Genomic DNA, 23,447 nt, shown 5'->3' with positions numbered 1-23,447 from the left:
AATATAAAATATATTGCATTATTATGCACGTTTTAAGAGTGATAATTTACCAAACACGCTTACAAATCAGAAATAACGATTAAACAAAAAAATAAAATGCATTATTATGCATTTTGTATATAATAAATTAAATAAGATGCAAAAAATCGCATTTATTAAAAAATTTTTCTAAATTTAGATTCTATAACTAATCAAATACTGTAATATGAAAAAACTATTATTTATTTTATTTGGAACCATTTTGTTTGCGCAGCCCATATTTGCTCAGACAAAAACCGTAAGTGGTACAATTAAAAGTGAATCTGACGGACTTTCGCTGCCTGGGGTTTCTGTCTTAATAGAAGGAACTTCCAAAAGCACCGTAACCGATTTAGACGGAAAATTCAGCATTTCTGCGAATGAAAACGAAACATTAATTTTTAGTTTTGTTGGCTTTGGTACTAAAAAGGTCAAAATTTCCAGCGGCACTAGTGTAATTAATCTAAGACTGGCGGAAGAAACCAACACTCTTTCTGAAGTTGTGGTACTTGGATCTACTGTACGCGCTACTCGTAAAGAGTTAGGAAACGCTGTTACCAGTTTAAAAGGCGAAGACTTGATAAAAGCACAGCCAGGCGGACTTTCGACTGCATTACAAGGTAAAATTGCAGGGGCTCAGGTTTCTCAAAACTCAGGTGATCCTGCCGGAGGTTTTAGTATTAAACTTAGAGGAACATCGTCTATTTTAGGTTCTTCGGATCCTTTGTATGTTATTGACGGAGTTGTTTTAAACAATGCAACAACAAACGTAACGAACTTAAATGTAACAACTGGAAACTCTAATATGCAGATTGGTCAAAACAGATCGTCTGATATTAATCCTAACGACATTCAAAGTATCGAAGTATTGAACGGTGGCGCTGCCGCTGCAATTTACGGATCGAGAGCTGCTAATGGTGTCGTTTTAATTACAACCAAAAAAGGTGTTGCCGGCGAAACAAGATATACTTTTTCTACTAGTGTAACTTCTAATTCAATTCGAAAAAAACTTGATCTGAATACTTCAAACAAACAGTTTGTAAATGCTTCACCTGCGTTATTCCCTATTCAAGGAAATCCTAAAAGTCCAACTACTGTAAATGTATTAGGAAGAGATCTTGAAACTAGAACTATAGATGTACAACGTTACGATTATCAAGATGACATTTTTACAACTGGTGTTGGAACAGATACTTATTTCTCATTGCAAGGCGGAGATGAAAAAACAAAATACTTTGCATCGCTTGGTTATTTGGTAAATGAAGGAATTATAAAAAATACCGATTTTAAAAGAGCGGGCGCAAAAGTAAGATTGAAACACGACTTTAATTCAAAATTATCTGCGACTGTTGGTTTAAATTATATTAATTCTGCTTCAAATGAAAAACCAGATGGAAACGTTTTCTGGAGTCCAATTAATGCTATAAATATTACCAATAATACTTATGATATTAATAAAAGAGATGTTAACGGAAACTTATTAGCAGTTGATCCTAATAGAGTTAATCCGCTTTCTATTATAGAAACGTTCAAAATCAAACAAAATACAGATCGTATTATTTCGGACTTACAATTAAATTATGTTCCTTTTAAAAATTTCAATGCCGATATGATTTTTGGTATTGACAATTATAATCAAAGAGGAAATGTATTTATTCCGAGATATCCATATGTGGTTAATCCTGCTTATTATAATGATGGTTATGTTTCTGAAGCAACGAACAGAGTGGTTCAATTTAATAATGACTTGAACTTAAGATACCTTTGGAATATAAACGACAAATGGAAAGCAACAACTTACGGAGGTTACAACGTACAAACGTATCGTGATAATTTTGCTGCTGTTGAAGGACGTAACTTAAAACCATTTATTGAAACTATTAATGCTTTCAATACCTTGATTCCGGGTTCACCAAGTTCAAGTCAGTCAAAATACAATTTATGGGGTTTTTATCTTCAGGAAACGATTGGTTATAAAGACAAATTATACATTACTTTGGCAGGAAGACAAGATGCTTCAACTATTTTTTCTAAAGACAATAGATCTCAGTTTTATCCAAAAGCAAGTTTAAGTTATGTCCTTTCTGACGAAAAATTCATGGAAGGTATTCATGATGTTGTAAGTTCAGCGAGACTTAGAGGTTCATGGGGAAAATCAGGAAGTTTAACAGCTATTAAACCGTATGCTCGTTTTACAAATTACTCTACAGGAACACTTTTAGGAAATAGTACTTTTACTATTGAAGGTTTCAAACAAGGAAACCTTGATTTAAAACCAGAACAAAGTGTTACTTATGAAATAGGTGGTGATTTTGGTTTTATAAAAGATCGTTTGAATTTATCGTTCAGTTATTACAATGCTGATATTGATGATTTGTTACTGCCTGTTCAATTAGCAGCTTCTGAAGGTGCTACAAATACAATTAAGAACATTGGTCAAATGAACAATAAAGGTTTTGAAGTAAACCTTAAATATGATCTTATCAAAAAAGAAAACTTGCATCTTGATGTTTTTGTAAACTACAGCAGCAACCGAAATAAAGTAACCGGCTTACCACAGCAGCGTTTTAAACTAGACAGCAATTTAGCCGGAGCACCTGTTTTTGTTGAAATGAACCAGCCAATTGGTATTTTCTACGGAACATACTTTGCTAGAAATGCAGATGGAAGCTTATTACTTACACCAACTGGTTATCCTCAAACTGAAAAAGGAGACGTAAATACTGGAGCTCCGCAAAGAGATGCTTCTGGACAGCCTACAGGAACAATTTTGAACAAACAAATTGGAAACCCAAATCCAGATTATATTATTTCTTTCGGAACAAATATTAATTACAAAAAATTTGGTTTATCTGTATTATTTGATGGTGTACAAGGCGTAGATGTTTTTGATGCAGATTATAGAACAAGACAAGGTGTGGGTTCTGGAACATTAGTTGCTAAAGAACTTAACAGAGAATTGCCTCGTGGATACATTTGGTCTGTTTACAACATCGAAGAATTTAGAGTTGTAGACGGAAGCTACTTAAAATTAAGAGAGGTATCTTTAAACTATTCTTTTGGAAAATTAAATAATTTCTTTGATGATTTAGTGATTACTGCAAGCGGAAGAAACCTAATTTCATGGGATAATTTTACGAGTTTCGATCCAGAAACAAATTCTGGCGGACAATCTTCGGTGGCGAAATACAATTTTGGAACAGTGCCAATTCCTAGTTCATACTCATTGGCAGTAAAAGTTCAATTTTAATCAAATAAAAATATTATGAAAAAAATATTCATCCCTATAGTAGCCTTTGCAACACTTTTAATAAGCTGCAACGAAGAGTATTTAGATCCAACCAAACCCTCTCAGGATTTAGTTTTTGGTTCTAGAGAAGGAATTATTGGTGCTGCAAACGGATTGCAGCAACTTTGGACTATTGACAGAACCAGCCCTGTTTACAACACTATTACTGGAAACGGATTTACAACAAAAGAACTCCGACTGCTAAATGCAGGAAATGTTGACGAAGGTGAACTTTCTGTGGGCGGCGAAGTACTTTCTACTAAAAATAATGTAGTAAATAATCTATGGTCGCAATGTCTTGTGATTAAGTCAGAATCGCAAAAAGTTATTGATCATATTGATGTTTTAACTGCCGAAACTGAAAAAGCGAGCGTTCTCGTTCACGCTACTATTTTCAAAGCAATGGCAATAACTACAATGGTTCAGTATTTTCAAAGTGTTCCTCTAAAAACAGGAAAAAATGCCACTTTTGACACTAGAGCTGATGTTTTAGCCGAAGCTATAAAAATTCTAAAAGCTACAGAACCTCTTTTAGACAAAGCAACTGGAGTTACTGGTTTAGTAAGCACTGTTAATTACAAAAACACAGTTTATGCACTTTTAGCTAGAACTTATTTAATGGCTGGAGATTATGACAATGCCATTGCATATGCTGCCAAAGTTGATCTTGCAGTAAAATCTGTATTTGCTTTCGATCAAATTAGCCCAAATCCAATTGCTTATATTTCTATAACTACAAACAATGTATTTCAGCCTGTTGATTTAACATTAGGTCTGCCTGCTTCTTTAGCTCCTTCTAGTTCTGACGGAAGGTTAAATTTCTACATTAAACCGGGTTCAAATCCTACAGTTGCAACTGGCTTTTTTGATACTAATCTTAAGCCGATTCCTGTTTATTTACCAGGCGAAATGACACTGATTACAGCAGAAGCTTATGCTAGAAAAGACAATCTGCCTCAAGCCGTTATAGAATTAAACAAAGTTTTGACTAAAACTGCTGCCGGTGATACTTACGGAATTGGAGCAAATCTGCCGCCATACGCGGGAGCATTAACAAAACCAGCTATTCTAACTGAAATTTATAGAAATCGCTGTATCGAAATGTATATGTCGAGTTTAAAACTTGAAGACAGCAGAAGATTTGATCGTCCGGGTGCTGGAACTCCGGGTGCAGAAAGAAACCGTAATTGGTATCCGTATCCAGATTCTGAAAGAAACAACAATACTAATACACCTCCAGATCCTGCAATATAAGATCTATTAAAATCGAGGCGTTTAGTTACGCCTCGATTTTTATCTACTAAATACATTTAATTTATTATCTCAAAAACTAGTAATATCAAACAGTAATTGCCAAAAACTGAAAATCGGTAAAAACTGTCGTAAAAAACAAAAACCAATTGTAAGAAATCCGCATAAATAACGTTCAAATTATAATTTCTGAATTATTTATTATAATCCATTAAAAAAACTATTTTTGGTTTCTGTTAAAAAAGATTGAAATGCATAAAAACCAGCACTTACTGTTCTCTGTACTATTTTTATTTTTCTTCGGATGGAAATCCTTTTCACAAGAAAAAGTAATGCATCCTAAAAATGAATTTAGAGGTGTTTGGATCGCCACCGTGGTAAACATCGACTGGCCAAAAACATCAATTGATAATGTTGAAAAAGAAAAAGCTGATTATTTAGAAATTTTAAATACCTATAAAAAACTAAATTATAATGCTGTAATTGTTCAAATTAGAAGTGTAGGTGATGCTATTTACCCAACAGAACTAGCACCTTGGTCAAGATTTTTGACAGGAAAAGAAGGTCAAGCACCAAATCCGTATTATGATACTTTGGCTTGGATGATTGAAGAAGCGCATAACAGAGGCTTTGAGTTTCACGCATGGCTGAATCCTTATCGTGCCACTTTCGATTTAAATAAGCAGCAATTGAGTCCAAATCATGATCTTTTCAAACATCCAGAATGGATGATTGAATATGGCGGAAAATGGTATTATGACCCAGCTTTGCCCGAAGTTCAGGAACATTTAACTAAAGTAGTTAAAGAAGTCGTTGATAAATATGATATTGATGCCATTCATTTTGATGATTATTTTTACCCGTATACAATTCCCGGAAAAGTTTTTAATGATAACGCTTCCTTCAAAAAATATGGTTCAGGATTAAGCCGTTCTGACTGGCGTCGCGCAAATGTGAGCAACTTTGTACACACCATTTCTACTACAATAAAAGAAAGCAAACCGTGGGTTCAATTCGGAATTAGTCCTTTTGGGGTTTGGCGAAATAAAACACAAGATCCTAAAGGTTCTGAAACACAATCTACTTCAAACTATGACGATTTATATGCTGATCCTCTGTTATGGATGGATCAAAAGTGGATCGATTATATTTTACCTCAATTATATTGGAGTATGAACAACCCGAGAGCTTCGTACTCAAAATTGGTAAAATGGTGGTCAGAGAACTCCAACAATACCGCTATTTATATCGGACACGCTTCGTATAAAATTAGAGGCGACGGCGATAAAAGCTGGAATTTTGCCAATGAAATTCCAACGCAGGTGGACTTTGCAAGAAGTTTCAAAAATGTTTCGGGCAGCGCTTATTTCAGCTCGAAATGGTTTATGAATAAAAACTTTGATGTAGCTCGAATTTTAGAAGAAAATCAATATAAATATCCTGCAATTCCTGCAGCCGTTCCTAATTTAAAACACATTATTATTGATACGCCTGTTGTTACTGAATTTGTAAAAGACAGCACAAAATATTCATTCAGCTTAAAAAATCCGCTTAATACAAATGTGCGTTATATTGTAATTTATGGCGGTGATCATATTTCAAAAGTTGATATTAATGATGCAACAAAAATAATCGACAAAGTAAGAGTTATTGAAAAAGATGGCGTTATTTCATTTTCAATCCCTGCTGAAAAAATCAAACCATACAAAGCCTGCGCGGTTACCTTTATTGACTATTACGCCAATGAAAGCACTCCAACCGCTGTTGACTTAAAAAAGAATTTTAAAATCTATTTACCTGCCCAACCTAATGAAAACAGATAATCACTCTCCTTGGTTTTGGATCCCACTTCTTAACTTCGCCTCTGGATTGCCATACGCCGTAATTATCTCTGTTTCGGTAATTATGTACAAAAACTTAGGAATTTCAAATGAAGACATTGGTGTTTACACCAGTTTATTATATCTCCCGTGGGTAATTAAACCTTTATGGAGCCCTTTTATTGATTTGACCGGAACCAAAAGAAAATGGTTTTTATCGATGCAGTTATTAATTTCAATTGCATTTTTACTCGTAGGATTTACAATTCCCCTCAATGGTTTCTTTATAATGACACTGGCTATTTTTTGGGTCGCTGCTTTTGCATCGGCTTCAAATGATATTGCCAGCGATGGCTTTTATTTATTGGTTTTACCAAAAGAACAGCAATCTTTTTTCCTCGGAATCAGAAGTACTTTTTACAGACTTTCGATGTTAGCAGGAAATGGATTAATTGTACTTTTTGCAGGTTATCTAGAACATAAATATGGCGATAATACTAAAGCTTGGTCCTATACCATGATTGCTGTTGGTTTATTAATGACATTTATAACTGCTTACAACTTTATCTTCACGCCAAAAAATGAAATAAACGCATCTGAAAATGATAAAAAAGCACAGCAGCACCAAAGCTTTGCAACGGTATTTATCAGCTTCTTTCAAAAAAAGCAAATTGGTTTAATTCTGGCTTTTATCCTTGTTTTCAGACTTGGAGAATCTCAGCTGCTAAAAATGTTAAGTCCTTTTTTACTTGACGGAAAAGAATTAGGCGGAATGGGATTAGATACGGAAGCAGTTGGAATAATCTATGGGACTTTGGGTATTTTTGCTTTAACCGTTGGAGGAATTTTAGGAGGAATTGCAATCTCTAAACATGGACTTACAAAATGGATGCTTCCTATGTTTCTTGCCATGCATTTACCTATTATTGGTTTTATTGGATTAGCTCATTTTCAACCTGAAGAAATCTTTCATCTGCATTTAAATCTGTATTTTTTCGAAATTAACTCTCCTCTAAATCTCTATACCTGTATAACAGTTGTTCTTGAGCAGTTTGGATACGGTTTTGGTTTTACAGGTTTTATGATGTATTTAATACATGTTGCCGAAGGAGAATCGAAAACAGCACATTACGCTCTTGCAACAGGTTTTATGGCTTTAGGAATGATGCTTCCGGGAATGTTAAGCGGATTTATACAAAAATATTTAGGCTACGAGAATTTCTTTATCTGGGTATTATTAGCTACAATTCCAGGTTTGATACTTTCTAGATTTTTAGATTTCCCGAAAGATTTCGGTAAAAAAATAGAATAACCTCTATACCTTATAACGCCCATGGAAATCAATGAAACTAAACAGGCCGAAAGAAACCTGAAAGCAATTGAATTTGAAAAAGCTGGAGAAATTGAAAAAGCAATTGCGTTATACGAAGAAAATATAAAAGAAGGTTTTAAAGGAAATCATTCTTATGATCGACTTGCCGTTATTTACAAAAATCAGCTCGATCTAGACAATGAAATTCGGGTTTTAGAAAAAGCGATTATTGTATATGAAGCGATTACAATCGAAGACAGAACTGAAGGTTTGCCAAAACTTTTCCGTTTTAAAAACCGACTGGAAAAAGCAATTGAAACCAAAAAACAATTGACAAAACAAAAGAAAGCAAAACTAAAATAAAAGCGATTTTACACTATTTCAGAAATCATGATTACCATAAAACGAACAAATTCTGACGATATCGATTTTAAAAATCTAGTTGTTTTATTAGATCAGGATTTGGCCATTAGAGACGGCGATGATCATGCTTTTTACAATCAGTTTAATAAAACCGATAAAATAAAACACGTAATCGTTTTTTATGAAAATGATAAAGCTGTTGGATGCGGTGCTTTTAGAGAAAAAGAATCAGATACGGTCGAAATAAAACGAATGTATGTTCATCCTGACTATCGAAAAAAAGGAATAGCCTCAAAAATACTGGCCGAATTAGAAATCTGGGCAGCCGAAGTAAAATACAAACACACTATTCTGGAAACAGGCAAAAACCAGCCAGAAGCCATAAATCTATATCAGAAATTAAACTATACCATCATTCCAAATTATCCGCCTTACGAAAAGGTCGATAATAGTGTATGTATGAAAAAGACTTTATAAAAATGAAAATCACAACCGAAGCATTAAAACAAAAAATTGGACAGTTCTTTTTCCCTGCCGTTTTCATCAACGATACCGAAGAAAATATTCAGGAAACAGAACGCCTTATAAAAGAACATAATATTGGCGGACTAACTTTTTTTCATAGTCGTGCAAGTGCAGCAACGAACTACGAAAGCAAGAAGAAAGTTGTTTTTAACGATGACAGCTACGAGAAAATTAAAGTGCTGATTGCTCGTTATCAAAAAGCGGCGTCTACTCCTCTCTTAATCAGTATTGATGCTGAATGGGGATTAGCAATGCGTATCGAAAAAACACCACAATATCCGTACGCCATTACACTTGGTGCTTTGCCAGCAAACAAATCTAAGTTAGTTTACGAAGTTGGAAAACAAATTGGATTAGATTTAAAAGCCGCAGGAATTCAGTATAATTTATCGCCTTTGGCAGACATTAATAATAACCCAAATAATCCGGTTATTGGATATCGTTCTTTTGGTGAAAACAAAGAAAAAGTAGCCGATTTCTCGATTGAATATTTAAACGGAATGTCAGAAGTTGGTGTTCTTGGCTGTCTGAAACATTTTCCTGGACACGGAAATACGAATGTTGATTCGCATTTAGGTTTGCCCGTTTTAAAGGAAACTCTTGAGGAATTAATGGAAAACGAATTGTATCCTTTCATCAAAGGAATCGAAAATAATGTCGATTCGATTATGATAGGTCATTTGGCTGTTCCGAGTTTGAATGACGGAAAAGACACATCGGCAACTTTATCAAAAGCTGTTATTCAAGATCTTTTGCGTGATAAACTAGGTTATGATGGTTTGGTTATTTCTGACGCTCTAAATATGCACAGCGTTTCCAAACTATATGAAACCAAAGGACATTTAGAATGGGAAGCATTTAACGCTGGAAACGATGTTTTATGTTTTGCAGAAAATGTTCCCGAAGGAATCGAAGAAATCTTAAAAAATGCCTCACCAGAACGTATCGAAGAAAGTTTTAATAGAATTATGAAAGCTAAAGAAAAAGCTGGAATTTTATCTGGAAACACTGTTGTTTCAGGCGAATTAGATTTTGAAAGAACATCAGAATTAAATTTGCAGATTGCTCAAAATGTGCTTACAAAACTTATTGATAATTCAAGTACAGAAATAGCTTTTGAAGCTCAAAAAAACAATAAACTTGCAAAACTAAGTTTATATAAAAATATCGAAAACAGCTTCTTCAAAACTTTAAATACAAAATTACCTTCACCAGAATTTGCTTTTGAAAATCTGGAGGTTTCAGATATCTCAACGATTAAAAATCAATTAGAAAATTTCGAAACCATTATCATTTCATTATTTGTACCAAAAGCAAAACCGATGAATAATTTCGAAATCGACAATGAAGTTCTACAATTGCTTTCTGATTTACTTCAAACCAAAAAATGTATTGTTTATGTTTTTGGAAACCCATACGTTTTACCAATAATTCCGGATCTTAAAAAGGCTTCAGGATTATTTCAAACGTATCAAGATTTTGAAGAATTTCAAAAAACAGCAGGAATTCAATTTTTAGAAAATTTTATTACCAGCGGGACTCTTCCTGTAAATATTGATATTCAATAATTTACAGATAAACATAATCAAAACTTATCAACTTATAAATATTTATAATCACATCTTATTGTAAGAACCTGTAGTTATGCCCTACTTTTGCATCAAATAAATTTTTAACGTAAAACGAATATTATGTCTTTAGTAGGAAAAAAATTCCCAAGTATTGCAGTAGATGCTATCTCAGAAATGGGTGACAATTTAAAAATCAACATTTTTGAAGAAGCAGTAAACAACAATAAAAAAGTACTTTTATTTTGGTACCCAAAAGATTTTACTTTTGTATGTCCAACTGAATTACACGCCTTTCAAGCTGCATTACCAGAATTCGAAAAAAGAAATACTATCGTAATTGGTGCTTCTTGCGACACTAACGAAGTTCACTTTGCTTGGTTAAATACTCCAAAAAACAATGGTGGAATCGAAGGTGTTACTTACCCAATCTTAGCTGATACAAACCGTAACTTAGCTAACATTTTAGGTATTCTTGATATCGAATCTACAAGCTACAGCGAAGATACTGATTCAGTTATCATCGAAGGTTCAAACGTAACTTACAGAGCTACTTACTTAATTGACGAAACTGGAAAAATCTTCCACGAAAGTGTAAACGATATGCCATTAGGACGTAACGTAAACGAATACTTAAGAATGGTTGACGCTTATACTCACATCCAAACTAAAGGAGAAGTTTGTCCTGCAAACTGGGAAGCTGGTAAAGAAGCAATGTCTGCTGACAGACTAAGTACTGCTGAATACTTAAGCGCTAATTAAGCTGCTTAGACACTAAGGTTCTAAGATACTAAGTTTTTTAACTTAACTTTTGAATCTTAGATACATTCTACAATAAAAGTCAAGAGATTCTAAGATCACACTTAGATCTTAGAATCTCAATGACTTAAAAAAAATCAAATAAATCCACACAAAGTTATTCGGTTCAAGAGCAAACTTAGCATCTTAGAACCTTAGCAACTTAGTGTCTTAAAAATAAAACTTATGTTAATCGACTTAAACGAAGATACGTTAGCAGATTTAGTTGCTAAAAACGAAAAAGTAGTAGTACAATATTCAGCATCATGGTGTGGAAACTGCCGTATTATGAAACCAAAATTCAAAAAATTAGCCACAGAAAATGAAGCTATCACTTTTGTTTTGGTTGATGCAGAAAATTCTCCTGAATCAAGAAAGCTTGCTAACGTTAGTAACTTGCCAACATTTGCAACTTTTGTAAACGGACAATTAGTTGGAGAAACTCAAACCAACAAACAAGAAGTTTTAATCGATCTTGTAAACGCTATTGCTTAAATTTAGATTAATTAGACTGGCTTAGATTTTTAGACTTCTTAAATGTTGTCTACAATTTAAAAAAGGTCTAAGAAGTCTAAGAATGTCTAAAAATCTAAGAAGTCTAAATTATGAAATTACCAGTAATAAAGCACTTAACGCAATTTATCGAAGAAAACGATCAGGATTATATCATTGAAACTATCGAAGTTCTAGAAGCTATGACCGAAATTCCTTCTTTAAAAGATGAAGAATTAGATGTAATTGGCGAATTGATTTCAAATATGTATGGCGCTCTTGAAGTGCACAAAATGGTTTCGCAGGGAACTGATAAAAAAGAAGCTTTAAACGCATTCATGAAACGCGTTTTGGGCTCGATTGATAAATAATATCGACCTCTTTTTCAGAGAAAAAACAAAAAAACATGACCGAGAAAGCGTTTCTGAATAAGAGACGCTTTTTTTTAGTTTACAGTATTTAGTGTTCAGTCACAGTTTTCGCAAAACCTTTGTCAGGCTGAGCGGAGTCGAAACCTACACAAAGCAAATCGAAAAAGATGAGCAATTTAAATTGTGGAGCTACTTACGCGGGCTTCGACTCCGCTCAGCCTGACAAGCGTAATAAACCTAAAATTATGAGACAAATTCGTGAATTCGCGGCTATCCAAAAATCAACCTTAATCTCTCCTTAAACCCAAAACAAATACTTTTACATTCAAATATTAATCCTTACTTTTGAACCTCATTAATTTTAAACAAAAATCATGGCTTCAATAACATTAGGAGGTAATCCAGTTCATACATCAGGAGAGTTACCAGCAGTTGGTTCTAAACTTGCTGACTTCAAATTAGTTCAAAACGATTTATCAGTTGCTTCATTAAGTGATTTCGCTGGCAAGAAATTAGTTTTAAACATTTTTCCAAGTGTTGACACAGGAACTTGCGCAGCATCTGTTAGAAAATTTAATCAAAGTGCAAGCGATTTAGAAAACACAAAAGTTTTATGTATTTCTAGAGATTTACCTTTCGCTCAAAAACGTTTTTGCGGTGCAGAAGGTTTAGAAAATGTAGTTAATTTATCTGATTTTAAAGAAGGAAGTTTTGGTAAAGCAAACGGTTTAGAAATCGTTGACGGACCTTTGGCTGGTTTACATTCAAGAGCAATTATTGTTGTAGATGCTGACGGTACAATTACACATACAGAGCAAGTTGCAGAAATTGCAGATGAACCAAATTACGAAGCAGCTCTTGCTGCACTATAATATTTTCCTATAAATGGAGTTTCAAAAAGATAATACCTTTGTTACCGGCCGATTAAAAAGTATGACATATGCTTTTAACGGAGCTGTAAAACTTATAAAAACAGAACACAGCATTATGGTTCAATTCTCATTGGGAATTATAATGACTATTGCTGGTTTCTATTTTCATATTTCACAAACCGAATGGCTTTGTCAAACCTTAGCCATTGGTTTAGTTTTAAGTGTTGAAGGATTGAATACGGCTGTTGAAAAAATTGCCGATTTTATTCATCCTGATTACAGCAAACGAATCGGTTTTATTAAAGATATTGCTGCTGGAGCGGTGTTTTTTGCCGCAATGACTGCAATAGCAATAGGCTTAATTATTTATATTCCAAAATTTACATAGGCAAGGAAAGCAAGAATGGCAAAAACAACCAAAAAGGAAACTGCAGACAAAAAAAACGAATCAAAAACAGAGACAATTAGGTCGTGGAAATTTTCCAAACAGCAAAAATTTGTTGTGGGCTGTCTTTTGGTGCTCTTTTCAATTGCACTATTAGTTGCATTTATTTCTTTTTATGTTAACGGACAATGGCAAGCAGACCAAAGTGCGGTCAGCCAGCTTGGAGATCGCGGCGAAGTTGTAGAAAACTGGCTCGGGAAATTTGGAGCATTTCTTGCTGACTTAATTGTTTATAAAGGTTTCGGAATTGCCTCTTTTATATTTGTACGTTTATTTTTTCTAACCGGTTTATTTTTAGCATTAGAACTTTCTACCAAAAAACTAAAAAATACTTGGTTTTGGGATTTATTTGCGGTTATAATCATTTCAATTCTATTTGGATTTTTCGCAACTTCGGCACCAGAACTTGGCGGAACAATTGGTTATGAATTAAATCTTTTCCTTCAAGACTATATTGGCAAAACTGGAACTTTATTAACATTACTTTTTGGATTGATCGTTTATTTAATTTTTAAAATTAAACTTTCCCCAGAAAAAATTCAATCTTACTTTGACTCTACTAAAAAAGAGTTTAAATCTGAATTAAATGCTATAAAACCTGCATCACAACCAGAGAGTGCTTACAATCTGGAAGAATTTGCAATCGAAGAAGATCCTGAATTAGATAATATTCATCTAAAAACAGACGATTCTAAATTCGAAATCAACAAAGAAGCCTTAAAACCAACTATTTCACATTCATCAGAAATTGATTTAAATCCAGTTGTAAAACCAGTTCAAATGGATATTAATCCAGTTACTGTAACTGCTCCAGTTCATACTGAAGAATTTGTCATTGAAAAAGCCGAGGAAGAAGATATTATTGAAGAAAATCTAGCTTCAAGATTAGTTGCTGATTTTGGTTTATTTGATCCAACTTTAGATTTATCAAATTATAAATTCCCAACCATCGATTTATTGAAAGAATATTCGACTGGCGGAATCACTATTAATCAAGAAGAATTAGAAGAAAATAAAAATAAGATTGTAGACACACTTCGTAACTACAAAATTGAAATTGCGCAGATTAAAGCAACTGTTGGTCCATCTGTAACTTTATATGAAATTGTACCGGAAGCCGGAATTAGAATTTCAAAAATTAAGAGTTTAGAAGACGATATTGCTTTATCATTATCTGCATTAGGAATTCGTATTATTGCTCCAATTCCAGGTAAAGGAACTATTGGTATCGAAGTTCCAAACAAGAATCCAACAATGGTTTCTATGAAGAGCGTAATTGGTTCAGCCAAATTTCAAGAAGCTGAAATGGAACTGCCGATTGCTTTAGGAAAAACCATTTCGAACGAAACTTTTGTTGTCGATTTAGCCAAAATGCCTCACTTATTAATGGCAGGTGCTACTGGACAAGGAAAATCTGTTGGATTAAATGCTGTTTTAACCTCACTTTTATACAAAAAACATCCAGCCGAAGTAAAATTTGTGTTGGTTGACCCGAAAAAAGTAGAGCTTACGCTTTTTAATAAAATTGAAAGACATTATCTAGCCAAACTTCCAGATACTGAAGATGCTATTATTACAGATAATGCAAAAGTTGTAAATACTTTAAATTCTCTTTGTGTTGAAATGGACAATCGCTATTCTTTATTAAAAGATGCAATGGTTCGTAACATCAAAGAATACAATGAAAAATTCAAATCAAGAAAATTAAATCCAGAAGCTGGACATCGTTTTTTACCTTACATTGTATTGGTTGTCGATGAGTTCGCCGATTTAATTATGACTGCAGGAAAAGAAGTCGAAATTCCAATTGCTCGTCTTGCTCAATTAGCACGTGCCATTGGTATTCACCTAATTATCGCAACACAAAGACCGTCTGTAAACGTAATTACTGGTTTAATTAAAGCCAATTTCCCTGCGAGAATTGCTTTTAGAGTAACATCAAAAATTGACTCTAGAACTATTTTAGATACGCAAGGTGCTGATCAATTAATTGGACGTGGAGATTTATTATACTCAAATGGAAACGATGTAATTCGTGTTCAATGCGCCTTTATTGACACTCCAGAAGTTGAAAAAATAACTGATTTTATAGGTTCACAAAAAGCATATTCTACCGCTTATTTACTTCCAGAGTTTGTTGGAGAGGAAACTGGCATTAATCTTGATATGGATATTTCCGAAAGAGACACCTTATTTAGAGAAGCTGCAGAGATTATTGTCAATGCACAACAAGGTTCTGCTTCATTACTGCAGCGAAAATTAAAATTAGGATACAACAGAGCCGGTCGTTTGATCGATCAGCTGGAAGCAGCTGGAATTGTTGGTCCTTTTGAAGGCAGTAAAGCCAGAAGTGTGAATATCTCTGATCTAAGTGCTCTTGATCAATTTTTTAACAATGAACAAAATTAATCCAATCATGAGAACAAAAATTCAGGAAATCAAGAACAATTCTATCACTAACGCGACTAAAAAGTGTTTTCAAATGGCGATCTTATTGCTTTTGAGCTTCACTTCTATTCAAGCTCAGGATAAAAAAGCCAAAGATTTATTGAACGAAGTGACTTCTAAAATAAAAAGCTACAACAATATTGTAATCGATTTTAAATATTCTTTGAATAATGCCAAAGAAAACATTAATCAAGACAGTAAAGGAAATGTAACCATGAAAGGAAATCAATATGTATTGAATTTTATGGGCGTAACTAAAATATTCGACGGACAAAAAACATACACAATTAACCCTGAAGACGAAGAAGTTACCATATCTAAAGTAAATGAAAAAGACGACAACGCTATTACGCCTTCAAAAATGTTGACTTTTTTCAATTCTGGCTACAAATACAATATGGATATTGTACAAAATGTTAAAGGAAGAAAAATCCAGTACATCAAACTCGCTCCTACAAATGCAAAAGACCAAAGAAAAGAGATTCTTTTAGGCATTGATGTTCAAACAAAACATATATACAACTTAATTGAAACTGGAAAAAACGGAACAAAAACTACTTTAACCGTTAATTCTTTTAAAACCAATCAGCCTTTATCAAAAAATCAATTTACCTTTGTAGCGAGTAAATACCCGAAATACTACATCAATAAATTAGATTAATTACAAGGTTGAAAATTTTAGACAAATACTTACTAAAAACATTTCTGATTACGTTTACTACGGTATTCGTAATCCTTTTTTTTATATTCATATTACAGACCGTATGGCTTTTTATTGCAGAACTTGCAGGTAAAGATCTTGACTTCATATTAGTTATCAAATTCCTGCTTTTCTCAATGCCGCGTATTATTCCGCTGGTTTTACCTTTATCAGTTTTATTAGCTTCGATTATGAGTTTCGGAAATTTAGCCGAAAACTATGAATTTGCAGCAATGAAATCATCTGGAATATCGCTTCAAAGAGCCATGAGAGTCCTGATTGTTTTTATATTCGTTTTGAGTATTGTAGCCTTTTGGTTTGCCAACAACGTTATTCCTTATGCTGAGTATAAATTTGTTAATTTTCGAAAAAATATCGCTCAGGCAAAACCTGCCATGGCAATTGCCGAAGGACAATTTAACGATGTTGGAACTTACAATATTAAAGTAAATAAAAAATCTGGCGAAAACGGAAACATACTAACCGGCGTTACTATTCATGAAAAATCGAATAACATTGGAGAAAACAAAACTGTTATCAAAGCCAAAGACGGAGAATTAATCAGTAATGAAAATTCTAGTATTTTAAAACTGGTTTTAAACAATGGTTATTACTATCAAGATGTTACTCCAAAAAAATACGAAGATCGCGCCAAGCTTCCATTTATAAAAGCGGCTTTTAAAAAGCACATTATCAACATTGATTTATCCGAATTAAACAAAGTTGATGACAGTAAAGAAAGTATTGCCGGAACAAATGCAATGCTTAACGTAAACGAACTGCGGTATACTTTAGACTCATTAAGCAAAAATCTAGATAACGAAATTATTTCATTTTCTGAAAACATCAATCAACGTGTTGGAATTAGAAAATCGATAGCTCCAATCAATATAGACAAGGCTAAAAAGAAAAAAGCTTTACCAAACGACCTTTTGTCTTTATACACAAACAAACAAAAGTCTGACATTTTAAAAATGGCCAGCAGTAATGTTTCCAGTAACATTTACTCAATTGAATCGACTCAAAAAGATCTGAAAGACAAACAGCGCGAAATCAACAAACACTTAACAGCATTGTACGAAAAATTCGTAATTGCTTTTGCTTGTTTTTTAATGTTTTTTATTGGTGCCCCATTAGGAGCTATTATTCGAAAAGGAGGACTTGGATTACCAATTGTTTTTGCAGTTTTAATTTTCATTTCTTTTCATTTCATCAATACTTTTGGAAAAAGATTATCGCAAGAAGGCGGAATGTCTCCATTTATGGGATCATGGATGTCTTCGTTTATATTACTGCCATTAGCTGTATTACTAACTTATCGTGCTACAAATGACAACGGATTAATTAATTTTGATGCGATAACTACTCCTATTTCACAACTATTTCAAAAAATTGCTGAGCGGTTTTCACCAGCTCAAAATAAACAATAATTATGTCAACAAAAATTCAACTAAATACTATTGAAGAAGCCATAGAAGATATTCGTCAAGGTAAAATAATCATTGTAGTCGATGATGAAGATCGCGAAAACGAAGGCGATTTTTTGGCTGCTGCTGATAAAGTAACGCCTGAAATGATCAATTTCATGGCTACTCACGGACGCGGATTAATCTGTACACCTCTTACAGAAAGCCGTTGTAAGGAACTTGATTTACGTGCAATGGTTACAAACAATACAGATCATATGGAAACTGCTTTTACTGTTTCTATTGATCTGAAAGGCAATGGAGTAACAACAGGTATTTCGGCAGCAGATAGATCTAAAACCGTTCAAGCATTAGTTGATCCAAATACAAAACCTCATGATTTTGCGCGTCCTGGCCACATTTTTCCTTTAATAGCTAAACAAGGCGGTGTTTTAAGAAGAACTGGCCATACAGAAGCCGCTATTGATTTTGCAAGACTAGCTGGTTTTAAACCTGCCGGTGTAATCTGTGAAATTTTAAACGAAGACGGAACAATGTCTCGCTTACCCGAACTTTATAAAGTTGCTAAAAAATTCAATTTGAAATTAGTTTCAATAGAAGATTTAGTTGCCTATAGAATGCAGCACGACAGCTTAATCATAAAAAAAGAAGATTTTGATATCGAAACTCGTTTTGGAACTTTCCGCTTAAGAGCATACGAGCAAACAACAAATAAACAAATTCATATTGCGTTAACTAAAGGAACATGGAATCTTGGTGAACCAATCTTAACAAGAATTCACTCTTCACAAGTAAATAATGACTTGTTAGGCACATTAACTAATAATGCTGAACAGCAGTTAGACGATATGTTTAAAGTCATAAATGAAAATGGAAAAGGTGCTGTTATTTTTATTAACCAAGATATGACTGCTGTAAATTTACTAAACAGAATTTCTGAACTTAAAGTATTACAAGCACAAGGAACTTTGAAAGCTCCGAAAGTAATTATTGATAGTAAAGACTATGGAATTGGTGCTCAAATACTCCATGATATTGATATTTCAAAAATCAGATTAGTTTCTAACACAGAACAAACAAAACGCGTTGGAATGATTGGATATGGTCTTGAAATTACTGAATACGTAACGTATTAATTTATGGGAACATTAGAAGAAAGAATTTCAAAATCAGAAACTCATATTTTTAAAGCTGTTTTTCCAATTACAACGAATCATTACGACACTTTGTTTGGTGGTACAGCACTTCATCTTATGGACGAAGTTGCTTTTATTTGTGCTACGCGATTCAGCCGAAAGAAAGTTGTAACGATTTCAACTGGTCAAATTGATTTTAAAAAAGCGATTCCAGCTGGTACTTTAATTGAATTAGTAGCAAATGTTGTCAGCGTTGGAAGAACAAGCTGTAAAATTCACGTTGATATTTTTATGGAGCAAATGTATTCAGAACTTCGCGAAACGGTAGTTTCAGGAACTTTTTCGTTTGTTGCAGTGGATGAAAACAAAAAACCAGTGCCAATTTTAGACGACTTAGAGTAAATTTTTCAAAAACCTCTCTTTCGGAAATACTGATAATTAGACACTTGAAAAATAACTTAAAAAAACCGCTAAAAAAGTTTTTATAATCGGAAAAGCGTACTATATTTGCACTCGCAATCAGACAATGAGAGCGACATACTGGAGAAATGGCAGAGCGGTCGAATGCGGCAGTCTTGAAAACTGTTGACTGTAACAGGTCCGGGGGTTCGAATCCCTCTTTCTCCGCAGAAATTCAAAACCCTTAACTTTGTTAAGGGTTTTCTTTTTTTAAGTATATTTTTTTTTAGAAATAGTTCCAAAAAAATTTTCACAATTCAAAAAACACCTTATCTTTGCACTCGCAATCAGAAAACGAGAGCAACATACTGGAGAAATGGCAGAGCGGTCGAATGCGGCAGTCTTGAAAACTGTTGACTGTAACAGGTCCGGGGGTTCGAATCCCTCTTTCTCCGCCAGTAGAAGTTTCAAAAGAAACTTTAAAAGTCAAAAGCCTTTAAATACTAGTATTTAAAGGCTTTTTTGTTTTTTGTCACTTGTCAAAAAACACATATATTATCAAAGCACGGTGACCCTATGAGTGACCCCTATTTTTTTTCGGAAAAAAAGCGAAAAAAGGGTCACTAAAAAAAAGTGAATTCCCCGGGAGTTCCTTAAAAACACTACAAACTTTCGGCGATTTTAAATCAATTTGATTATTAATTTAAAATTGTGAGTTATGTTAAAAGTAATTTTTTATCTCAAAGCAGGTAAATTCAACAAAAGTGGAGAATCTCCAATTTACGCCCGCATTTCATACAAGAAACAATCCATAACTATGGCGGTGGGCAAATCGATCTTAAAAGAAAGATGGCAGTTTACCGACAACTTAAGGAGTGTTCTTAAACTTGAAAAAGAAAAGGTAATTAAAAATACCTTGGATCTTTTTCTTCTGGGCATGGAAAAGAAGTTCAATGAACTTTTTAAAATTGATCAGGATTTTTCTTTGCAATTACTCAAAGATGAATTTAAAGGCGAAACAGTCGTAAAAGAAGATTATGTAAGCATAATCGAAATTATGAATAGGCATAATGAGTTCTTTAAAAGAAAGGTCGATGCCGGAGAACGATCTAAAGCTTCGTTCCAGAAATATGAACGTGCAAAAGATTTACTTATCACATTTATGACAAAGCAGTACGGAATACAAGATATTTCTTTGCTTGAAGTGACCAGTGCCTACGTTTACAATCTTGAATTATTTCTTAAATACGATAGTCGTTTTAAAGGCAAAACAGGCATTCAAAACAATTCTGTAGTCAAATATATGCGGATGTATAAGACAGCTTGTAAATACAGTGTCAGAATGGGTGTAATAGATAAAGATCCATTTAGTGTTTATGATGGGAAACTACATATAACCGATGCTATATTTCTTACGCAGGGAGAATTAGACCGAATTGAAAGTAAGAAATTTTCAATGAAACGTTTGGAACGGGTAAAAGATGTTTTCCTCTTTAGCTGTTACACTGGTTATGCGCCTGTAGATGCGGCTAATCTTACCTCAAATAACATATCAACGGATGGTAAAGGCAATCTTTGGATTATAACCAATCGAGCTAAAACAACAATTCGAGCAAACGTTCCTATCCTTCCTCCTACCCAGGCTATAATTAACAAATACAAGAACATGCAAAATGGATTGATCCCACAGATCTCTAATCAAAAAATGAATGCTTATCTTAAAGAAATTGCAGACTTATGTGGTATTGATAAACATCTTACATGGTATGTAGCAAGGCACACATTTGCAACAACGGTAACTTTAGGAAACGGGGTTCGCATAGAGAATGTATCTGCTATGATGGGGCATACTAACATTAAACAGACACAGCATTATGCTAAAGTATTGGATATAAATATTATGGAGGATATGTCAAAATTAAAACAAAAGTATACTTGAACAATTAGCGAACGTAAATACTCACTGATTTTTTTAATCAAAAAAAGCAAAAGGATTTGTAATTGAATCCTCTTGCTTTTTATTGAATTAGTATTTTGTTTCGTTTGTAACTGTAAAAAACCAATAATAATTACGGCTCGTTTTCACTAAGTATTTTTTCTATTTTGTTTGATTCATACAAGTAAATATCTCCTAATTTAGTGTAAGGTAGGATACCTGTTTGGCGGTATTTTACAATTGTATTATTAGACAGTCCAAATATTTTCTTTAGATCTTCATTTCTATAATATCTTAAGCTGTCTTTTGTATTATTCCCTTTTATCTTAGAGTCTATTTTTTCTAGTCTTACATATAGAGGATCCAGCAATTGTTTGATTGCTGCTATATAGGAAATTTTTGTTTTATTACCTTCTTTAGACATAATCGTTAATTTTTAGTATTACCTTTTTAAATGATATAGTTTACCAGCCAATTATTTTATCTCTGCGTTTTTTAAGGGTGTCAATAATACGCTCCAGAAATTTTATCTGCTTGTCTTTATAAGTAAATCCTTTAGACTCAGAAAACTGCTTGCTTATTGTGTCTATGGTCGTTTGAAGTCCGGAATCTCCTTTATAAGTGAAATTTTCTTCTACAAAAAGCTGAATTTTACTTCTATTACACTTTTGATCGTGATCATCAAAGAAGAAAATTTTCTCATCCATAAGAATATAAAAAAGTTGTGCCAAATCACTCTTGTTGAAATAAGTACTACATTTCTCTTTGGATAAATGATACAGAGGTATGCCTCTTCTTTTCAGATTAGGTTTATTATCTTCTAAAAAACTTTCTATTGCTTCAATCTTCTCATACAATTTTACAACTGCATCGGGAAGTTCTTCAAAAGTGAACTTTTTCATAGTATAATTTTCTATTTAAGAATTGAAATAAATCGTACTTCTCTGGTTTCTATTTTTTTTCGGCAGATAACTAATGTAGCCGTACTCGTTTAGTTCACGCATGCATTTATGATAGGTTACAGGTCCAGTTATTTTCGCTATTTTCATGATTTCATGCCTGTAAACCTCAATGGGATTAACAAAACCCTTTTCCGTCCTAAATTGAAGCAATGCAGCATATATACCAATATGAGTGATACTAATACGGTAGTCTTTTTCAATCGCCTCAAAGAAATCAGATAGTGGCTGTAATGTTTTCATTATTTTTCATTTGTTAACTATACGCATACCATTCCGTTTAGAATGGCTCTCCTGCTGACTCTCATTGTTTTTTTGTATTTGTTTTACGGTTTCGATTGTTTTATTGCCCAATGCCGTTGAGAACGTAATTTTTCTTGAGTGCTCATCATAAATGTTTACCGATTTAAATTGAGGGTTGGCTTCAATATAAAATCGATGTTCATTTCCATTTTTAATTAAAGTTATAGGATATCGATTTCCTTGTTTTAAAGCATCCTTTAATTTATCGGCTTCCCTTTTATTTGATAATTCCTTCAAAGGAAGTTGCTGTACAGCTTTCTCAAGGTCATAACCATATCCGGAATGAAATTCTTTGATACGGTGATTGCCACTGGCATCTTTGTCGTTAAGATTCAGTTGTATCCAAGTTTTTTCCTTTTGAACTGCTCTTCCTGCCAACAAATTATAAGCCCTGTTTGTGTCCACAGAATTTTCTTGTTCAACTTTGAAGTACTGATTCCTGTTTTCTTCAGGTTTTAACTCATTATACAGACTAGCTTTATAACCTTCAAATTGATACTGTCCGCTTTGGTCTTTAGAAAAGGATAACTCATGATCGAGTCTCTCCTTTTCGTTGACGTAATAGGAAACTGGAATAGTAAATTGCTCGTGACCTTGTTTGATTTGCTGATCAATCTGGGCTGACAAATCTCTAAAACCAATACGCTGCACCTGTTCATGCAGCGATTGATTATTCTTTTCTTCTTCTTTTACATCCTTGCGTACCGCAATTTGGTCTATGAGTGGCGCAACGAGAAGTTTACGAACCAGGCGAACTAAAACATTAGGATATAGCTGTTTTAATATTTTACTCTTTTCTTGTTTGAGCATCTGTAAAGCGAAGCTTTCCTCAATATTTTTAGTGCCTCTGTACTTTGTTCCAATACGCTCGTAGTGATGCAGCTTTTCTTTAAGCAGTGATCGGTTGTTGGAAAGGCTGAAATTAAACAGTTTGCTGAAACGCTCTTCCCTGGAGTGCCACTGTTTTAATTCGATTTCTACTCTGTTGATGGGAAGCTGTTCGTTCATAATTCAT

22 protein-coding genes and 2 tRNA genes are annotated in these 23,447 nt (G+C 33.6%); 20 read left to right on the top strand and 4 right to left on the bottom strand.

Annotated features, from left to right (window positions below; genetic code table 11):
- Positions 1-205 precede the first annotated feature (205 nt).
- The 20 genes from ACHRV0_RS14755 (at position 206) to ACHRV0_RS14660 (ending at position 21,173) form a co-directional block, all read left to right on the top strand.
- On the top strand, positions 206-3,268 hold the full coding sequence (locus tag ACHRV0_RS14755) for a SusC/RagA family TonB-linked outer membrane protein (protein ID WP_395441391.1): 3,063 nt from the start codon (positions 206-208) through the stop codon (positions 3,266-3,268).
- Positions 3,269-3,283: 15 nt separating this feature from the next.
- Positions 3,284-4,561: a RagB/SusD family nutrient uptake outer membrane protein gene (locus ACHRV0_RS14750; protein WP_395441390.1), complete on the top strand. Its 1,278-nt coding sequence runs from the start codon at positions 3,284-3,286 to the stop codon at positions 4,559-4,561.
- Between the two features lie 248 nt (positions 4,562-4,809).
- A complete protein-coding gene (locus tag ACHRV0_RS14745; RefSeq protein ID WP_395441389.1) occupies positions 4,810-6,381 on the top strand; it encodes a glycoside hydrolase family 10 protein in 1,572 nt (523 codons plus the stop codon).
- Complete coding sequence (locus ACHRV0_RS14740) at positions 6,368-7,690, top strand: MFS transporter (RefSeq protein ID WP_129024189.1); 1,323 nt, start codon at positions 6,368-6,370, stop codon at positions 7,688-7,690. The genes ACHRV0_RS14745 and ACHRV0_RS14740 overlap by 14 nt, the downstream gene beginning before the upstream one ends.
- A gap of 21 nt (positions 7,691-7,711) precedes the next feature.
- Positions 7,712-8,053 carry a hypothetical protein gene (locus tag ACHRV0_RS14735; RefSeq protein ID WP_395441388.1) on the top strand — a complete coding sequence of 114 codons (342 nt, stop codon included), beginning with the start codon at positions 7,712-7,714 and terminating at the stop codon, positions 8,051-8,053.
- Positions 8,054-8,080: 27 nt separating this feature from the next.
- Positions 8,081-8,530, top strand: coding sequence for a GNAT family N-acetyltransferase (locus ACHRV0_RS14730; protein ID WP_395441387.1), 450 nt, complete (start codon positions 8,081-8,083; stop codon positions 8,528-8,530).
- A 2-nt stretch (positions 8,531-8,532) separates the two neighbouring features.
- Positions 8,533-10,146 (top strand): glycoside hydrolase family 3 protein, encoded by a 1,614-nt coding sequence (locus ACHRV0_RS14725; RefSeq protein WP_395441386.1) that lies wholly within the window; start codon positions 8,533-8,535, stop codon positions 10,144-10,146.
- A 123-nt stretch (positions 10,147-10,269) separates the two neighbouring features.
- Positions 10,270-10,908 carry a peroxiredoxin gene (locus ACHRV0_RS14720; protein WP_089054578.1) on the top strand — a complete coding sequence of 213 codons (639 nt, stop codon included), beginning with the start codon at positions 10,270-10,272 and terminating at the stop codon, positions 10,906-10,908.
- 222 nt (positions 10,909-11,130) lie between these two features.
- On the top strand, positions 11,131-11,439 hold the full coding sequence (locus ACHRV0_RS14715) for a co-chaperone YbbN (protein ID WP_007805605.1): 309 nt from the start codon (positions 11,131-11,133) through the stop codon (positions 11,437-11,439).
- A gap of 110 nt (positions 11,440-11,549) precedes the next feature.
- Positions 11,550-11,807: a DUF6952 family protein gene (locus tag ACHRV0_RS14710; protein WP_089054577.1), complete on the top strand. Its 258-nt coding sequence runs from the start codon at positions 11,550-11,552 to the stop codon at positions 11,805-11,807.
- 374 nt (positions 11,808-12,181) lie between these two features.
- Positions 12,182-12,679 carry a thiol peroxidase gene (gene tpx / locus ACHRV0_RS14705; RefSeq protein WP_089054576.1) on the top strand — a complete coding sequence of 166 codons (498 nt, stop codon included), beginning with the start codon at positions 12,182-12,184 and terminating at the stop codon, positions 12,677-12,679.
- 13 nt (positions 12,680-12,692) lie between these two features.
- Positions 12,693-13,067: a diacylglycerol kinase gene (locus ACHRV0_RS14700; protein ID WP_089054575.1), complete on the top strand. Its 375-nt coding sequence runs from the start codon at positions 12,693-12,695 to the stop codon at positions 13,065-13,067.
- A gap of 15 nt (positions 13,068-13,082) precedes the next feature.
- Positions 13,083-15,533: a DNA translocase FtsK gene (locus ACHRV0_RS14695; protein ID WP_395411152.1), complete on the top strand. Its 2,451-nt coding sequence runs from the start codon at positions 13,083-13,085 to the stop codon at positions 15,531-15,533.
- Positions 15,534-15,540: 7 nt separating this feature from the next.
- A complete protein-coding gene (locus tag ACHRV0_RS14690) occupies positions 15,541-16,233 on the top strand; it encodes an outer membrane lipoprotein carrier protein LolA (RefSeq protein WP_129024196.1) in 693 nt (230 codons plus the stop codon).
- An 8-nt stretch (positions 16,234-16,241) separates the two neighbouring features.
- Positions 16,242-17,702 carry an LptF/LptG family permease gene (locus ACHRV0_RS14685; protein WP_395441385.1) on the top strand — a complete coding sequence of 487 codons (1,461 nt, stop codon included), beginning with the start codon at positions 16,242-16,244 and terminating at the stop codon, positions 17,700-17,702.
- A gap of 2 nt (positions 17,703-17,704) precedes the next feature.
- Entirely contained in the window at positions 17,705-18,835 is a 1,131-nt protein-coding gene (gene ribB / locus ACHRV0_RS14680) for a 3,4-dihydroxy-2-butanone-4-phosphate synthase (RefSeq protein ID WP_164975027.1), read from the top strand.
- Between the two features lie 3 nt (positions 18,836-18,838).
- Positions 18,839-19,237, top strand: a complete 399-nt coding sequence (locus ACHRV0_RS14675; protein ID WP_089056793.1) for an acyl-CoA thioesterase — start codon at positions 18,839-18,841, stop codon at positions 19,235-19,237.
- Between the two features lie 140 nt (positions 19,238-19,377).
- Positions 19,378-19,462, top strand: a tRNA-Ser gene (locus tag ACHRV0_RS14670).
- 142 nt (positions 19,463-19,604) lie between these two features.
- Positions 19,605-19,692, top strand: a tRNA-Ser gene (locus ACHRV0_RS14665).
- 260 nt (positions 19,693-19,952) lie between these two features.
- Complete coding sequence (locus ACHRV0_RS14660) at positions 19,953-21,173, top strand: phage integrase SAM-like domain-containing protein (RefSeq protein WP_395441384.1); 1,221 nt, start codon at positions 19,953-19,955, stop codon at positions 21,171-21,173.
- A gap of 130 nt (positions 21,174-21,303) precedes the next feature.
- Here ACHRV0_RS14660 and ACHRV0_RS14655 read toward each other — a convergent pair whose 3' ends face one another.
- Genes ACHRV0_RS14655 through ACHRV0_RS14640 form a run of 4 tightly spaced genes read right to left on the bottom strand, consistent with a single transcriptional unit; the run spans position 21,304 to position 23,440 of the window.
- Positions 21,304-21,594 (bottom strand): helix-turn-helix domain-containing protein, encoded by a 291-nt coding sequence (locus ACHRV0_RS14655; RefSeq protein ID WP_308092458.1) that lies wholly within the window; start codon positions 21,592-21,594, stop codon positions 21,304-21,306.
- Between the two features lie 40 nt (positions 21,595-21,634).
- A complete protein-coding gene (locus tag ACHRV0_RS14650) occupies positions 21,635-22,072 on the bottom strand; it encodes a hypothetical protein (RefSeq protein ID WP_395441383.1) in 438 nt (145 codons plus the stop codon).
- A 15-nt stretch (positions 22,073-22,087) separates the two neighbouring features.
- Positions 22,088-22,372: a hypothetical protein gene (locus ACHRV0_RS14645; RefSeq protein ID WP_308092442.1), complete on the bottom strand. Its 285-nt coding sequence runs from the start codon at positions 22,370-22,372 to the stop codon at positions 22,088-22,090.
- A gap of 6 nt (positions 22,373-22,378) precedes the next feature.
- Positions 22,379-23,440, bottom strand: a complete 1,062-nt coding sequence (locus tag ACHRV0_RS14640) for a hypothetical protein (protein WP_395441382.1) — start codon at positions 23,438-23,440, stop codon at positions 22,379-22,381.
- Between the last annotated feature and the right edge of the window lie 7 nt (positions 23,441-23,447).

This window comes from Flavobacterium sp. FlaQc-30 (genome assembly GCF_044005885.1).
In the GTDB taxonomy this organism is placed as follows: Bacteria; Bacteroidota; Bacteroidia; order Flavobacteriales; family Flavobacteriaceae; genus Flavobacterium.
This window is presented reverse-complemented; position numbering and strand designations above follow the sequence as displayed.

What these genes read in the sequence shown, in the direction of transcription:
- ribB (WP_164975027.1), top strand. Translation starts at nt 17,705, where the DNA reads ATGTCAACAAAAATTCAACTAAATACTATTGAAGAAGCCATAGAAGAT.
- ACHRV0_RS14725 (WP_395441386.1), top strand. Translation starts at nt 8,533, where the DNA reads ATGAAAATCACAACCGAAGCATTAAAACAAAAAATTGGACAGTTCTTT.
- ACHRV0_RS14640 (WP_395441382.1), bottom strand. Translation starts at nt 23,440, where the DNA reads ATGAACGAACAGCTTCCCATCAACAGAGTAGAAATCGAATTAAAACAG.
- ACHRV0_RS14695 (WP_395411152.1), top strand. Translation starts at nt 13,083, where the DNA reads ATGGCAAAAACAACCAAAAAGGAAACTGCAGACAAAAAAAACGAATCA.
- ACHRV0_RS14700 (WP_089054575.1), top strand. Translation starts at nt 12,693, where the DNA reads ATGGAGTTTCAAAAAGATAATACCTTTGTTACCGGCCGATTAAAAAGT.
- ACHRV0_RS14655 (WP_308092458.1), bottom strand. Translation starts at nt 21,594, where the DNA reads ATGTCTAAAGAAGGTAATAAAACAAAAATTTCCTATATAGCAGCAATC.
- ACHRV0_RS14745 (WP_395441389.1), top strand. Translation starts at nt 4,810, where the DNA reads ATGCATAAAAACCAGCACTTACTGTTCTCTGTACTATTTTTATTTTTC.
- ACHRV0_RS14715 (WP_007805605.1), top strand. Translation starts at nt 11,131, where the DNA reads ATGTTAATCGACTTAAACGAAGATACGTTAGCAGATTTAGTTGCTAAA.
- ACHRV0_RS14730 (WP_395441387.1), top strand. Translation starts at nt 8,081, where the DNA reads ATGATTACCATAAAACGAACAAATTCTGACGATATCGATTTTAAAAAT.
- tpx (WP_089054576.1), top strand. Translation starts at nt 12,182, where the DNA reads ATGGCTTCAATAACATTAGGAGGTAATCCAGTTCATACATCAGGAGAG.
- ACHRV0_RS14645 (WP_308092442.1), bottom strand. Translation starts at nt 22,372, where the DNA reads ATGAAAACATTACAGCCACTATCTGATTTCTTTGAGGCGATTGAAAAA.
- ACHRV0_RS14720 (WP_089054578.1), top strand. Translation starts at nt 10,270, where the DNA reads ATGTCTTTAGTAGGAAAAAAATTCCCAAGTATTGCAGTAGATGCTATC.
- ACHRV0_RS14650 (WP_395441383.1), bottom strand. Translation starts at nt 22,072, where the DNA reads ATGAAAAAGTTCACTTTTGAAGAACTTCCCGATGCAGTTGTAAAATTG.
- ACHRV0_RS14675 (WP_089056793.1), top strand. Translation starts at nt 18,839, where the DNA reads ATGGGAACATTAGAAGAAAGAATTTCAAAATCAGAAACTCATATTTTT.
- ACHRV0_RS14740 (WP_129024189.1), top strand. Translation starts at nt 6,368, where the DNA reads ATGAAAACAGATAATCACTCTCCTTGGTTTTGGATCCCACTTCTTAAC.
- ACHRV0_RS14710 (WP_089054577.1), top strand. Translation starts at nt 11,550, where the DNA reads ATGAAATTACCAGTAATAAAGCACTTAACGCAATTTATCGAAGAAAAC.
- ACHRV0_RS14690 (WP_129024196.1), top strand. Translation starts at nt 15,541, where the DNA reads ATGAGAACAAAAATTCAGGAAATCAAGAACAATTCTATCACTAACGCG.
- ACHRV0_RS14755 (WP_395441391.1), top strand. Translation starts at nt 206, where the DNA reads ATGAAAAAACTATTATTTATTTTATTTGGAACCATTTTGTTTGCGCAG.
- ACHRV0_RS14735 (WP_395441388.1), top strand. Translation starts at nt 7,712, where the DNA reads ATGGAAATCAATGAAACTAAACAGGCCGAAAGAAACCTGAAAGCAATT.
- ACHRV0_RS14750 (WP_395441390.1), top strand. Translation starts at nt 3,284, where the DNA reads ATGAAAAAAATATTCATCCCTATAGTAGCCTTTGCAACACTTTTAATA.
- ACHRV0_RS14660 (WP_395441384.1), top strand. Translation starts at nt 19,953, where the DNA reads ATGTTAAAAGTAATTTTTTATCTCAAAGCAGGTAAATTCAACAAAAGT.